This is a genomic window from Ohtaekwangia sp., assembly GCF_036568665.1.
Lineage (GTDB): Bacteria > Bacteroidota > Bacteroidia > Cytophagales > Cyclobacteriaceae > Ohtaekwangia.
Genome location: NZ_DATCSD010000252.1, coordinates 1 through 13,374, shown reverse-complemented (window position 1 = coordinate 13,374; position 13,374 = coordinate 1). Strand labels below are relative to the sequence as shown.

Sequence of the window (13,374 nt, the reverse complement as noted above, 5' to 3'; positions counted from 1 at the left end):
GCCATGTTATATAGACCGTAATCGTTCGGAGGGAATTCATATATATAGGAAGTGATCAAAGCACCGTCATTCAAACGACCTGCTATACCCGCATAGTCACCGCGACCACGTTTGAAGTTCGCGAGCATAAAGCCCATTTGTTTTCCGTATGGATTACGTACTGCGTGACCATCCCAAGGATAGATGCGTTGGTGCGTTTGCATTTCTTCCAACCACTGAGTACCGATCAATGCTTGTGCAGCATATTCCCACTCAGCTTCTGTAGGGAGACGATATGAAGGCACTACTATACCAGACTCCAAAGGAATACGGCCATCGCTCTCTGCATATTCTTCACCTGCATTTTCTGCAAGTTTAATATTTACTGCGCGTGTTCTCCACACTGAATATTTATTAGCCTGATTCCAGGTGATACCCACTACAGGGAAATAACGGAAACCAGGGTAACGCAAATAGTGATCTACATAAGGATCGTTGAAGGCAAGTTTACCAACCCACACCATTGTGTCAGGAAGAGCGGCCTGATATGCTTCTTGTGAAGAATCTTTTGCCAGGTAATGCAAGTATTCAAGCCAGTGGATATTGGCAATTTCAGTTTCATCCATATAGAATGATGCTACCGAAACTGTTCTCTCGATGTTGTCGCGATACGACATAACATCTTCTTCGAAAGAACCCATAACGGCACGTCCACCTTCGATGAACACCATGTTCGGTGCATCAGGCTGACCTTCGTATGGATTAACCATAAATCCGCCCTGATCTTCGTCATTATAAGCCAAGCCTGTGGCTGAACTCATCTGACCCGGGTTTGAAGCTGTTGGCTTTCCGCCTTTGCCTCCAAAAAGTGAGCAGGCAGACAGGGCAACTGATCCGCCAACTACATACAAGAGAACCCTGAAAGAATACTTCATTTTCATTCTAGATTTTAAACCAAATGCTAATTAAGGGTATAATCCCATGTTTTCCAAGCAGTCGCAAGTTATTAGTAAATCTTTAATGAAAGGAAAACTGGTACTATAGAACGTAACAAGTTGTATTTCATTGTTTCGGGAAATGAGTATCCATTTTTGGGAAGCAAAACACGCCAGAAGTTCCGTTTAGTTAACATTTTCAAAGGTTAAAGCGGATGGCATGGCTTTTCGAATATGGGTCTCAAAAAACATCTATATGTTCACTCTCGAAGACTTCCGCGTAATGACTTTTGAAAAGAAATGCGACATCATCACATTTCACGGAAATTATCTGATGCAACGGGTATTGGCGGACTGCAAAGTTTTTCTGTACTACACCGATGGTTTTTATATCGAAGTATTCTACTCTCCTAAATATCAGAAAGTATTAATGATCAATGCTTTTGATAATACTGTAGGGTTGAAGCCTTACCTGGATAAAATTTCTTTAGATGATTTGATTTCCTGACCGGCCATGGCACTTAACAGCTCAATAGCCGAATCAACGGTCTTCACGTTGTCAACAATTAGCATCGCTTTACCGGCACTATCCTTCATTTTACATTGCTTCGAATTTTTCTGGACGAAGGATAGTACTTTCCCAAATATATCAGAGCTGAAATACGCATCATTGGTAGTAATAAAGTAAGCTCTGAGTTTTTCATTTTTAAGACTCAGTTTCTCAAAGCCCAGTTTTTCTCCTAACCAGCGCAGTCTTACCGTGTTGATGAGTTCTTCGACAGACGAAGGAATCGGACCAAACCGATCTCTGATCTCATCAACAAATTTCTGAAGCTGTACTTCATCCGGAATATTATCCAATCGCGAATATAACTGAAGGCGCTCTGTTGTACTGGCTATATATACTTCCGGTATAAGAATTTCCAGATCCGTTTCAATCACACAATCCTGCACAATGAGTTTTGCTTTCTCAGCAAGATCAGATGCAAACAATTCTTTGAAGTCAGTCTCTTTCAATTCCTGAACAGCGTCATCAAGAATTTTGTGATAAGTATCAAAGCCAAGATCACTGATAAATCCGGTTTGCTCTGCACCTAACAAATTACCGGCTCCGCGAATATCCAGATCGCGCATCGCCACTTTAAAACCATCTCCTAATTCTGAAAACTCCTCGAGCGCTGATAATCGTTTTCGCGAATCAGCAGATAATACAGAAGCTGGTGGTGTAAGTAAATAGCAGAATGCTTTTTTATTTGAACGCCCTACACGTCCACGCATCTGGTGAAGATCTGATAAACCAAACATGTGTGCCTGGTTGATGATAATCGTATTGGCGTTGGGTATATCTAATCCTGATTCAATGATGTTCGTAGAGACGAGCACATCATACTCCCCCTCGATAAACTTCACCATCACTTTCTCCAGCTTGTCGCCATCCATTTGTCCGTGACCTATACCAATGCGTGAATCAGGAACCAGCTTGTATATAACATTCGCTACAGACTCAATATCACTCACACGATTATGTACAAAGAAAACTTGTCCGCCCCTGCGCAATTCATTACTTACAGCATCGCGAATGATTTCTTCGTTAAAAGTATGAAGCTCCGTTGTTACCGGCTGGCGATTAGGTGGTGGCGTAGCAATTATACTTAGGTCGCGCGCGCCCATCAAAGAGAAGTGAAGTGTTCGAGGTATAGGTGTAGCGGTTAATGTGAGTACATCTACATTTACCTTCAATTCTTTCAAACGATCTTTTACCTTCACACCAAATTTCTGTTCCTCGTCAATGATAAGCAGACCAAGATCCTTGAACTCTATATCTTTACTCACAACACGGTGCGTTCCGATGAGTATATTTACTTTACCTTCTTTTGTTTCGGCAATGATCTTCTTTATATCAGCATCCGTCTTGAAACGTGAAATATACTCTACTCTCACCGGGAAGTTTGACAGGCGATCGCGGAAAGTTTTATAGTGCTGCATAGCCAATATCGTAGTAGGTACAAGCACGGCTACTTGCTTCCCTTCGGATGCTGCTTTAAACGCTGCACGCACTGCCACTTCCGTTTTACCAAAGCCCACATCACCACACACCAGTCTGTCCATCGGGTGTGGTTGTTGCATATCTTTCTTTACATCTTCGGTAGCACGGGCCTGGTCCGGTGTATCTTCATACATAAAAGAAGACTCCAACTCTGCCTGTAAAAAACCATCGGGTGTATACGCAAAGCCCGGAGCAGTCTTACGTTTAGCATATAGCTCGATCAACTCCTTCGCTATATCTTTAACGCGCTTCTTGACTTTCGATTTCTTCGTTTCCCACTCTTGCGTACCCAGTTTACTCATGATAGGAGGAGTACCTTCCTTACCTGAATACTTGGATATTTTATGAAGTGAGTGAATGCTCACGTATAGCAAATCATCATCACGATATACCAGGCGTATAGCTTCCTGTTCGTGACCATTCACATCGCGCTTTTCAAGGCCCGCGAATTTGGCGATACCATAATCTATGTGTGTTACAAAATCTCCAGGCTGCAGTGTTTGCAGCTCACGCATGGTGAGTGCTTTCGATTTTGTAAACTTCTCCTTGGCTTTATAGCGATGAAAACGCTCGAATATCTGGTGATCGGTATAGCAAATGATCTTCAGATTCTGATCAACATAACCCTGGCGCAGTGCAAACTCCAGCGGCTGAAATTTTAATTCCATGTTGATCTCTTCGAAGATCCCTTTCAGTCGTTCGAGTTGCCGGGGCATATCAGCTGCTATAAAATTGCTGATACCTTGCTCCTGGTGCTCATATAGATTTGCAGCAAGCAATTCAAAATTTTTATTGAACGAGGGCTGTGCTGACGATGTATACTCTATGGTGTTTGCATTCGGAAGTATAAAACGACTTCCAAATTCTATGCGTGTAAAAGAAGTGCTGCGATGGATAAATTCTTTTCCCGTATCGAACAATTTATCGGGCGATGAAATGATTTGCGCTCCGCTAGCTTTTAAAATTTTATCGAATGATGCTTCTGCACGATCATAACTTTTCTGAACTACATCTTCCGTTAACTGTACATCTTTGAACCACAACTTTGTATCTACTGAAATAAATTCCAGCAACGATTGTCGTTCTTCCTGCACAAGTTTAGTCTGCACATTTGGAATGATATTTACTTTCTCCAGGCTATCAACCGATAACTGCGATCCTGGTTCGAATGTACGGATGCTATCCACCTCATCACCAAATAGCTCTATGCGATAAGGAAGTTCGTAAGCGAAAGAGAAAATATCGATGATACCTCCTCGTATAGCAAACTGTCCTGCTTCATATACAAAATCCGTTTTCTCGAAATCATAATTATGCAGAAACTCTTCGAGAAAATTTATATCGAGTTGTTCCTTCAGCTTGATCGTAAATGTATTGGAGGCAAGAGATCGCTTATTGATTACCTTCTCGCTTAGCGCTTCCGGATATGTTACAATAATCTCTGCCGATGATTTGCTGGCCAAACGATTAAGCACTTCGGCCCGCATAAGAATGTTGGCGTTCTCTACCTCAACATATTCATACGGTCGCTTGTACGACATGGGAAAAAGTAAGATCTCCCGATTGAGAAGATTCTGAAGATCATTTTGAAAGTAAGCAGCTTCCTCGCGATCCTGCAGAATAACAAGATAATCCTGCGGATGTATCTTAAAAGTTGTTGCCAGTACTACAGCATCAAGACTTCCTGCCAGTCCTTTTACGCGTACTGTTTGAGGCTTGGACGTTTTGATCCCTTCGGCCACGGTCTTTATCAAACCATCCGCGCGATAGATACTAAGAAAATCACTCGCCTTCACGTACCGTTAACTGTTAAGCTTTGTTTTTTCATTAAAAATATTTGCCAGCATCACGTGTGATTAGCAGCAACATGCAAGCAAATATGTGGATTAACGAAAAGAAGGTTGCAAAGATAACAGCCGCTCAAATCCATCGCCAACTATTACAAATTATATTTTTGTTGTGCTGATTATTAATTTGCCTGGGCAACTGTTACTTTGTTACATCGCAGTTCGTATAAACACCCGGAGTATGAATTTTGTTCAACAGCTATTGCTTTACATTAGTATAACCGCTTTCATTTTTCTGTTGATCGGCCTGTATAAGCCGTGGATCATGTTGTGGTGGGAAGATGTACAAAACAGACGAAAGATATTCAAGCTCTACGGAGGCATTTCCGTTATCAGCTATGTGTTATATTGGTTGCTGATCCTTTTCATCTAAACACGGAGAAATAATAACATGAAATATATACCAGTCTTTATCATTGCAGCCATTGCTATTCTAACTGTAGCATGCCAATCACAAAAGAAACAGGAGCAACCAGAGGCGGCCTATATACCTCTCATGCCGGCAGCTATGGAGCAGTTACCCGACATGCACCTTACATTATTGGATGGTAAACCCATAGCATTCAGAAGTCTCAGCGGCAAGAATATACTTATCATGTTTCAGCCCGACTGCGATCATTGCCAGCGTGAGGCGAAGCAATTCAGTGAAAAGATAGATGCCTTCAATGCCTACCAGATTTATTTTACCTCAACGGCACCAGCAGAAGAACTTCAGAAATTCTCAATAGAGTATAAATTGAACAATCAACCTAATGTCCACTTTGGAAGTACCACAGCAAATGAGATTATAGAGAATCTCGGACCGATCGATGCGCCCTCTGTATATATTTACCACGACAGCAAACTGATCCAGAAGTTTAACGGAGAAACAGACATCGCTGTCATATTAAAAAGTATCTGAGGGCGTGGCTTCAATATTCCTGACAGCCGAATGGCGAAAACTTGCTATGGCTAACTATGCTGTTAACCCGGCTCTGCTTCAGCCATATTTACCTTATAAAACAGAACTTGATCTGTGGAAAGATACTTGTTATGTAAGCCTGGTGGGATTTATGTTTCAAAACACGAGGCTACGTGGTTTTCGTATTCCATGCCACCACACATTTGAAGAAGTAAATCTTCGCTTTTATGTAAAGTATAAAGACGGTGCAGAGTGGAAGCGCGGTGTTGTTTTTATAAAAGAGATTGTGCCACAGCCTGCACTTACTTTTGTGGCCAATAGAATCTATAAAGAGAACTATCAAACGATGCCTATGGCGCATCAATGGCAGACAAATGCCGGTACCCTTACCGTTGCATATCGTTGGAAATTGGATAACTGGAACTCACTCGAAGTAGTATCTTCCGCTCAAACTATCAGCATCGCTAATGGAAGTGAAGAAGAATTTATCACCGAACATTACTGGGGCTACACCAAATTCACCGATACCAGAACATCCGAATACGCTGTGGAGCATCCGCGATGGAATGTATACCCGGTTAGAGATTATACTATAGATGTAAACTTCACAAAAGTATATGGCAGGAATTTTGACTTTCTCTCAAGACAAAAACCTATGTCGGTATTTTTGGCAGAAGGTTCTGAGATTGTTGTGAAGAAGGGAATGCCGATCTGATGCTATCTATCAGGAAGTAAGCGAAAACCAAATCACCGTAGCCAGTAAAGAAATCAGCCAGATAAAAAGAAGTATACGCAGCCTTTTTAATCTGCGGTGTGCGGTTTCTTTGTCGTGGTTCGACTGCATGGTGTAGGTTGTGTAGGTATTTGCCATTACGATCGTTACGGGAGTTGACCAATAGAAGTTTACCTTTTGACGGGTGATTTTTTCAAAAAGTTTTATGAGTGAAGTATAAATACCGTGGCGGGGGTTATAGTCACTGCAGCCTAACGAACGTATAGCTGATAACTTTGCCATCTCCTTCTATAGATGCTTCATTAACGTCTTGTCCGTTTTCCTTCACTAATTTATAGCGTATGATCTTCGGAAAATCATGTTGTGAATTCTCGGCTACAAACATTGTGTTATCATGCTGAGTAATTTTAAAACGAACCGGGCCCTGGTCGCCTGCAACATCAGGGATGTAGTAGTATATATTTCCTTCCGCTTTCAATACTATTTGCTCTGTAACAACGGTATCGGCCGCATTTTTTATTCTATAGGAGACACCCCGTAATATTTGCTGCTCTTTGTTGAACGACCATTGCTCGAACACTGGCTTATCCTTTATTTTCCAGGTACCAATCAGCCAGTTGAACTCTTTTTGCTGAGCGCAAACATGCATGTTTATGAAAACAACGAGTAAGGTGAAGAGGAGTTTCATACAGAGATATAGGTTACAGGAGCTTTACATTAAAGTTAAGAATTGACACCGATCATCATGTCATAGTCAAAAATTATATATCCGTTTTAGCCGTTCAACAAATCTTCTTTATTGCTTTGAATATCGCTGAACCAAAATCCGAAACTTTTCGTACTTAGAATACAAAAACAAAAAATCTGGCAGAAGGCGAGGGAAGTGAAGAGGCTATAAACTGACAAAATTTCGTTGCTGAGGCTTTCTGCCCGGTTTTTGATTAAAACAAAACGCTTTAATAAAATTGTGACTATGAAAAGATTTGCATCGCTTTTTCTGGCGGCAGTGCTTGGTAGTGCCAGCACGATTGTCGCATTTAAAGTTCTAGACAACGATGATCAGGGTGTCAAACTAGAGTATATCAATGGGGCACCAACATCGAAAGTAACTTACAAGGCTGATGAAAACAGCCAGGTGGCACCACTTGATTTTACGCAAACAGCAGAACGTGTAACACCTGCTGTAGTATACATTCGCTCTACGCAAGATGGTACTTCGCGCAGCGAATCATCTGCTGATGGTTTCGATCCGTTCCGCGAATTTTTTGGCCCACGCGTGCCACAAGGCCCCAGTCAGAGCTCGGGCTCTGGTGTAATCATTAACGAGAATGGATATATAGTTACCAACAACCACGTTGTGCAGGATGCCGATGTGGTGGAAGTAACACTTTATGATAACCGTACTTATAAAGCTGAAGTAGTAGGAACAGATCCTGATACAGACATTGCCTTGATCAGGATAAATGAGAAAACTCTTCCACATCTTTCCTTTGTAGATTCGGATAAATCTAAAGTTGGCGAATGGGTATTGGCGGTGGGCAATCCATTCAATTTAAATTCTACAGTAACAGCCGGCATCATCAGTGCCAAAGGGAGAAGCATTAACATTCTCCAGCGCAATTCGCAAGAAGGCAACACAGCAATCGAGTCATTTATACAGACCGATGCCGCAATTAACCCTGGTAACAGTGGTGGTGCTTTAGTGGATCTTAACGGAGGCTTGCTCGGAATTAACACAGCCATAGCAAGCCCTACAGGTTCTTACTCCGGGTATGGTTTTGCTGTACCTTCAAATATTGTGAGTAAGATTGTTGAAGATCTTATTCAGTTCGGTACTGTGCAACGAGGTTGGTTAGGTATATCAATCGGTAGCGTGAACAGCCAGATTGTAAAAGAAAAAGATTTGCAGGTAAATACAGGCGCGTATGTATCCGGATTCCCTGAACATAGTTCTGCGAAAGAAGCAGGTATGAGGGAAGGTGATGTGGTAGTGAAGATTGATGAAACACCGATCAACACAAGTGCTGCGCTAATTGAATATATAGGTCGTCATCGTCCGGGAGATAAAGTAAATGTTACTGTAAACCGGAAAGGAAAAGAGATTACGCTACCGGTTGTTCTCAAGAATCGCGATGGAAAAACCGGAACAGTTAAGCCTGAAGAACGCGATGGCTTTGCTGCACTCGGATTAGAAGTTGAAGATGTTAGTGGAAATGTTCTGAAAAAATTAGATATTAACAACGGTGTTCGGGTAAAGGAACTCGGGAACGGGAAGCTGGCCAAGTACACAGACATACGCGAAGGCTTTATTATCACAAAAGTCAACGAGGTGCCAGTGAAATCCGTTAAAGAGTTCAACGAACTATTGAAGAAAAAGAAAACTGGTGAATTGGTAATTCTCTCCGGCACATACGAAAACGTTCCAAGAGAATTCAATTATGCCTTTAGAATGTAATAAACTAGTTAGTTTGAAATTATGAGGAGACTTTTTAAGAAAGGCGAACGTGTTCGCAGTAAGATTGATGGGAAAGTGATGGAAGTTCTCAAGTACATCAAAAACAATTTCGTAGAAGTGAAGTGGTTTGATCTTGAGAAAAAGGAAATCCGAACCAACAAGATTAAGGAAGATAAACTCTCCAAAGCAGCATAGATCGTTTACACGTTATCCGTTAGCAGATAAAGTTTAGTTCGCTAAAAAAAATTTCTGTTAACGGATAGCGGTTTACGTTTAGAGCTCAACTTCCTCTAACTTTGCAGTTAGTGTAAAAGAGAACTGCTATCAAAAAGTTTGATATTCCTGTCTATTACCGGTCATCTATCACCGGTAAAATAAAAGAAGCGCGCAGAGTAAAAGATCTGCGTAAACAAGACTTCTCGCCAACCATTTTGGACTTTGGTCCCGTTCAGTTTTATATAGCCCGTCATTTTGGTTTCTGCTATGGCGTAGAGAATGCCATCGAGATAAGCTATCGTGCATTAGAAGAAAACCCTGGCAAGCGCGTATTCCTGCTAAGCCAGATGATCCACAACCAGGAAGTAAACGCTGATCTTCAAAGCCGCGGCATCCAGTTTATCATGGATACCGATGGCAAACAATTTATACCCTGGGATGCTTTACATCCTAACGATGTAGTGATCATTCCTGCCTTCGGAACAACTGTAGAGATTGAACATCTGCTGCTGGATAAAGGTATAGAAGTACAAAAGTATAACACCACATGCCCCTTTGTTGAAAAAGTGTGGAACCGTTCGGAGAAGCTCGGTACTGAAAATTATACTATCATCATTCACGGCAAGCCCCGGCACGAAGAAACGCGTGCTACTTTTTCGCATAGTGCACAGAAAGGACATTCCGTTATTGTGCGCGATATGGATGATGCCGTTGCGTTAGGAGAATATATACTCGGCAGAAAACCATACGGAGCATTCTATGAAGAATTTGCCTCTAAATATTCGGAAGGGTTTGATCCGCAGCGCGACTTGCAACGTATAGGCGTTGTGAATCAAACAACGATGCTGGCAACCGAGACCCAGGCTATTGCCGATTATTTTCGTCAGCTTATGATTGATGTATATGGCGTAGAAAATTTGAAAGAGCATTTTGCTGACACTCGCGATACACTTTGCTATGCTACAAACGATAATCAGGATGCAACGTATCAGCTACTGGAAACTGATGCAGACCTGGCGCTGGTTGTTGGCGGCTACAACAGCTCCAACACTTCGCATATCGTTGAGCTATGCGAACGAAAATTCCCCACTTACTTTATCAATTCAGAAAAGGAAATCCGGTCGAACGAGGAGATTAGTCACTTCAATTATCACAACAAGCAACACGTTGTGACGCACTCCTTCCTGCCAGATAAAAATATAGTCAAGATTGTGTTAACCAGTGGAGCATCGTGTCCGGATACTTTGGTTGACAGAGTGATGCTTCGGATCCTTGAGTTCTTTAAACCTGTTAAGTCAGTAGACGAAGTCCTGACGAAATTTATAGGTGCTTCAAACGCTTAAGCTATGATAGCTTATTCTGCGTCAGCAGTACTTTTCTTCTTGCGAGAAGTTTCTTCAACTTTCTTGCCGTTACGGTGTTCACCTAAAATAACCACATCTTTCGTGATCTCGTACTGTCTGGCAGCCTGCATCATTGCTTCGTATGTGTCGCGAATAAGAATTGTACCGCCCGACTTTGCTCCCTTATTTCGTATTTCAAGCCAAAACCCGTCTTTTTTCTTCTTCGGTAATACTGGAGGTCTTCCCATGATAGTTGTAGTTTGGTAATTATAACCTAATAACGAACCTTTTGGTTCGGTTTTTTTGATGAGTGGGCTAATCTGTTATATTTCAGGCTTCACCTAAAACACAATGATACGAGGTTTAATTCTTTTTATTTGTATCGCACCTGCTTTTTCCACCATGGCACAACAGGAAAGTCGCTCAGTGGATACAACCAAAGTACTTAATGAAGTCATTATTGAAGCATTTCAATATGACAAACCATTATCGGAAGTACCGGCATCCATAGGTCTTCTGCAAACGAAAGATCTGGAGCGATTCAGCAATACTTCTCTTGTTTCAGCAATAAATACCATGCCGGGTGTGCGCATGGAAGAACGCTCTCCGGGCAGCTACCGTTTGGCTATACGCGGAAGTTCGCTACGCTCGCCTTTTGGAGTTCGTAACATAAAAATCTATTGGAATGGGCTCCCTTTTACTGATGCTGGTGGTAACACCTATCTAAACCTGCTCGATCAAAATTCATTTCAACAACTTGAGGTTATAAAAGGTCCGGGCACAAGTTTATACGGAGCAGGCACTGGCGGTGTATTGTTACTAAAGAATACTCCTGTTAAAAGCGGTGTAAATATATCTTCTGTAGCGGGCAGTTATGGATTGATGCGCTATACCATGCAGGCTAATGTACATAGCGAGCAATCGAATATACAAGTACTCTATGCACATCAGCAGTCGGATGGCTATAGACAGCAAACCCAGATGGCACGCGATGTTATACAGACGCAAGCTGATTTTCTCGTGAATGATAAAGGAACGTTATCGGCTAATATACTTTACTCCGATCTATACTATCAAACGCCCGGAGCATTAACCAAGCAACAGTATGATGATAACGCGCGACAAGCTCGTCCTACTACAGGCCCCAATCTAGGAGCTGTAGATCAAAAGGCAGCAGTATATAACAAGACCTTCTATTCCGGACTTAGCTACGACTATCAATGGAACGAACGGTGGTCTAACAAAACAGGTGTATATGGATCGTTCACACAATTCGACAACCCTGCTATACGCAACGTAGAGCAACGTGCAGAACAAGGCATGGGCGCACGAACCAATACTCAATATAGCTTTACAAAAGGCAAATTGAATTTTGGTGCTGAGTATCAACGCAGCTTCTCGCCTGTAAAAGTATATGATAACAACCGCGGACAAACCGGAGCCATGCAAACCGATGATGAGATCTCGATCAATACATACTTTGGTTTTGCACAAGCTGAATTTTACCTGCCTGCTAATTTCTTTCTTACGGCTGGCGCCAGTATAAATAAGCTGAATGTTTACGACATGACATTATCGAACTCGCCTCCAACGGATGGCAGTCATAAATTTGGTGCTGTGTTCTCTCCGCGTATAGCATTATTGAATAAAATCAATCCTTATCTTTCTATACACGCGAGCTATAGCCAAGGGTACTCACCTCCTACTACACAAGAGTTATTCCCCTCGGCAGGATATTTTAATCCGAGTCTTAAACCTGAACAAGGAAAAAATTCTGAGCTCGGCATCCGCGGTGCTGTGCTCAACAGTTCATTTACGTATGATGTAGTGGTATATAACCTCAATCTCGATCAGACGATTGTTATCAGGCATCTTGACGATGGCGCGGAGTATTATGTAAATGCAGGAAGAACAAAACAACAAGGTGCTGAAATTCAATTAGCATGGTCGCCACATCTGTCAACTCAATCCCTGCTGTCGTCACTGAAAATATGGACAAGCTATACTTACAACAACTATACTTTTAAGAACTACGCAAAAGATTCCATCAGTTACAATGGCAATAAACTTACAGGAGTTGCTCCGAACATTTTTGTTGGAGGCCTGGACGTTTCAACACAGCTCGGGCTATATATCAACGCTACGTTCAGCTATACCAATCGTATACCGGTGAACGATGCCAACACCGATTACGCAAGCAGCTATTCTTTACTGGGCGGACGAGCCGGCTATAAAAAACAATGGCAACATTTTTCGCTGGATATATTTGGTGGTGTAGACAACGTACTCGATGTGAAATATAGCCTGGGCAATGATCTCAACGGCCCTCTCGGAAGATATTATAACGTGGCTCCGGGTATTAATTACTATGGTGGTATAAAGACAGGCATTATACTGTAAGCGCTGAAGCGAAAGACAATATGATAAAGGTCTGCACATGAAAGCGGACCTTTATTGTTTATTCTAAAGATATACACATGAATATACCAACGGCCATACAGGAAAGTGTATTGAAATTACTGAAGCTGGAGCCGTCTGCTGCAAGTATCCAATCCTTCACACCGGCTAGTGGTGGTTGTATCAACAACGGTGGCAAGCTGAGTACTTCTTCCGGTAATTATTTTTTAAAGTGGAACAGCAGTATGCGATTTCCCGGCATGTTTGCTGCAGAAGCCAGAGGCCTAAAATTGCTTCGCAATAGTAAAAGCATATATATACCGGGAGTTATTGGCTCGGGCGAAAATGGCGAGTATCAATTCCTGTTACTAGAATATATCGATCAACCTTCTGCCTTTACGAAATCTCATTGGATAGATTTTGGCAACCGGTTAGCACAACTTCATAAAACCACTTCACTTTTGTTTGGGCTCGATCATAATAACTATATAGGGTCGCTCGTGCAGAGCAATAAAACTTCA

The 13,374-nt window shown here is 42.0% G+C and carries 14 protein-coding genes; 9 read left to right on the top strand and 5 right to left on the bottom strand.

Annotation, left to right across the window (positions count from 1 at the left end; translation table 11 throughout):
• Window positions 1-914 (bottom strand): gliding motility lipoprotein GldJ (gene gldJ / locus VIN08_RS14000; protein WP_331966187.1); only part of this gene is annotated, 914 nt, incomplete at its 3' end.
• Window positions 915-1,170: 256 nt separating this feature from the next.
• Here gldJ and VIN08_RS13995 point away from each other — a divergent pair.
• Window positions 1,171-1,422, top strand: a complete 252-nt coding sequence (locus VIN08_RS13995) for a hypothetical protein (protein WP_331966184.1) — start codon at window positions 1,171-1,173, stop codon at window positions 1,420-1,422.
• Here the strand turns inward: VIN08_RS13995 and mfd are convergent.
• A complete protein-coding gene (mfd, locus tag VIN08_RS13990) occupies window positions 1,383-4,757 on the bottom strand; it encodes a transcription-repair coupling factor (protein WP_331966182.1) in 3,375 nt (1,124 codons plus the stop codon). The genes VIN08_RS13995 and mfd overlap by 40 nt on opposite strands.
• 232 nt (window positions 4,758-4,989) lie before the next feature.
• Between mfd and VIN08_RS13985 the strand changes: the two genes are divergently transcribed.
• From VIN08_RS13985 to VIN08_RS13975, 3 genes are read left to right on the top strand one after another with little or no spacing between them, the layout of a single operon-like run.
• A complete protein-coding gene (locus VIN08_RS13985) occupies window positions 4,990-5,181 on the top strand; it encodes a hypothetical protein (RefSeq protein ID WP_331966179.1) in 192 nt (63 codons plus the stop codon).
• An 18-nt stretch (window positions 5,182-5,199) separates the two neighbouring features.
• Window positions 5,200-5,709: a peroxiredoxin family protein gene (locus VIN08_RS13980; protein WP_331966176.1), complete on the top strand. Its 510-nt coding sequence runs from the start codon at window positions 5,200-5,202 to the stop codon at window positions 5,707-5,709.
• 4 nt (window positions 5,710-5,713) lie between these two features.
• Window positions 5,714-6,424 (top strand): DUF2071 domain-containing protein, encoded by a 711-nt coding sequence (locus VIN08_RS13975; protein WP_331966173.1) that lies wholly within the window; start codon window positions 5,714-5,716, stop codon window positions 6,422-6,424.
• Between the two features lie 9 nt (window positions 6,425-6,433).
• Here VIN08_RS13975 and VIN08_RS13970 read toward each other — a convergent pair whose 3' ends face one another.
• Together VIN08_RS13970 and VIN08_RS13965 are read right to left on the bottom strand one after the other, a co-directional pair.
• The gene (locus VIN08_RS13970) at window positions 6,434-6,724 is read right to left on the bottom strand and encodes a hypothetical protein (protein WP_331966170.1); all 291 of its coding nucleotides are present in this window, start codon (window positions 6,722-6,724) and stop codon (window positions 6,434-6,436) included.
• Entirely contained in the window at window positions 6,684-7,130 is a 447-nt protein-coding gene (locus VIN08_RS13965; protein WP_331966168.1) for a DUF6265 family protein, read from the bottom strand. Before VIN08_RS13965 ends, VIN08_RS13970 begins: the two co-directional genes overlap by 41 nt.
• 285 nt (window positions 7,131-7,415) lie before the next feature.
• Here VIN08_RS13965 and VIN08_RS13960 point away from each other — a divergent pair, with 285 nt between their 5' ends.
• From VIN08_RS13960 to VIN08_RS13950, 3 genes are all read left to right on the top strand, one after another.
• Entirely contained in the window at window positions 7,416-8,897 is a 1,482-nt protein-coding gene (locus VIN08_RS13960) for a Do family serine endopeptidase (protein WP_331966165.1), read from the top strand.
• A 21-nt stretch (window positions 8,898-8,918) separates the two neighbouring features.
• A complete protein-coding gene (locus tag VIN08_RS13955; protein WP_331966162.1) occupies window positions 8,919-9,092 on the top strand; it encodes a hypothetical protein in 174 nt (57 codons plus the stop codon).
• Window positions 9,093-9,220: 128 nt separating this feature from the next.
• The gene (locus VIN08_RS13950; RefSeq protein WP_331966188.1) at window positions 9,221-10,456 is read left to right on the top strand and encodes a 4-hydroxy-3-methylbut-2-enyl diphosphate reductase; all 1,236 of its coding nucleotides are present in this window, start codon (window positions 9,221-9,223) and stop codon (window positions 10,454-10,456) included.
• 11 nt (window positions 10,457-10,467) lie between these two features.
• Here VIN08_RS13950 and VIN08_RS13945 read toward each other — a convergent pair whose 3' ends face one another.
• Window positions 10,468-10,704, bottom strand: a complete 237-nt coding sequence (locus VIN08_RS13945; protein WP_331966160.1) for a hypothetical protein — start codon at window positions 10,702-10,704, stop codon at window positions 10,468-10,470.
• A 154-nt stretch (window positions 10,705-10,858) separates the two neighbouring features.
• Here VIN08_RS13945 and VIN08_RS13940 point away from each other — a divergent pair, with 154 nt between their 5' ends.
• Together VIN08_RS13940 and VIN08_RS13935 are read left to right on the top strand one after the other, a co-directional pair.
• Entirely contained in the window at window positions 10,859-12,856 is a 1,998-nt protein-coding gene (locus VIN08_RS13940; protein ID WP_331966157.1) for a TonB-dependent receptor, read from the top strand.
• Window positions 12,857-12,933: 77 nt separating this feature from the next.
• The coding region (locus tag VIN08_RS13935; protein ID WP_331966155.1) for a fructosamine kinase family protein at window positions 12,934-13,374 on the top strand (441 nt) is incomplete at its 3' end.

Excerpts from the sequence above, each read along its gene's own strand:
- VIN08_RS13985 (WP_331966179.1), top strand. The coding sequence starts at position 4,990 with ATGAATTTTGTTCAACAGCTATTGCTTTACATTAGTATAACCGCTTTC.
- VIN08_RS13995 (WP_331966184.1), top strand. The coding sequence starts at position 1,171 with ATGTTCACTCTCGAAGACTTCCGCGTAATGACTTTTGAAAAGAAATGC.
- VIN08_RS13955 (WP_331966162.1), top strand. The coding sequence starts at position 8,919 with ATGAGGAGACTTTTTAAGAAAGGCGAACGTGTTCGCAGTAAGATTGAT.
- VIN08_RS13980 (WP_331966176.1), top strand. The coding sequence starts at position 5,200 with ATGAAATATATACCAGTCTTTATCATTGCAGCCATTGCTATTCTAACT.
- VIN08_RS13960 (WP_331966165.1), top strand. The coding sequence starts at position 7,416 with ATGAAAAGATTTGCATCGCTTTTTCTGGCGGCAGTGCTTGGTAGTGCC.
- VIN08_RS13970 (WP_331966170.1), bottom strand. The coding sequence starts at position 6,724 with ATGGCAAAGTTATCAGCTATACGTTCGTTAGGCTGCAGTGACTATAAC.
- VIN08_RS13940 (WP_331966157.1), top strand. The coding sequence starts at position 10,859 with ATGGCACAACAGGAAAGTCGCTCAGTGGATACAACCAAAGTACTTAAT.
- VIN08_RS13965 (WP_331966168.1), bottom strand. The coding sequence starts at position 7,130 with ATGAAACTCCTCTTCACCTTACTCGTTGTTTTCATAAACATGCATGTT.
- VIN08_RS13945 (WP_331966160.1), bottom strand. The coding sequence starts at position 10,704 with ATGGGAAGACCTCCAGTATTACCGAAGAAGAAAAAAGACGGGTTTTGG.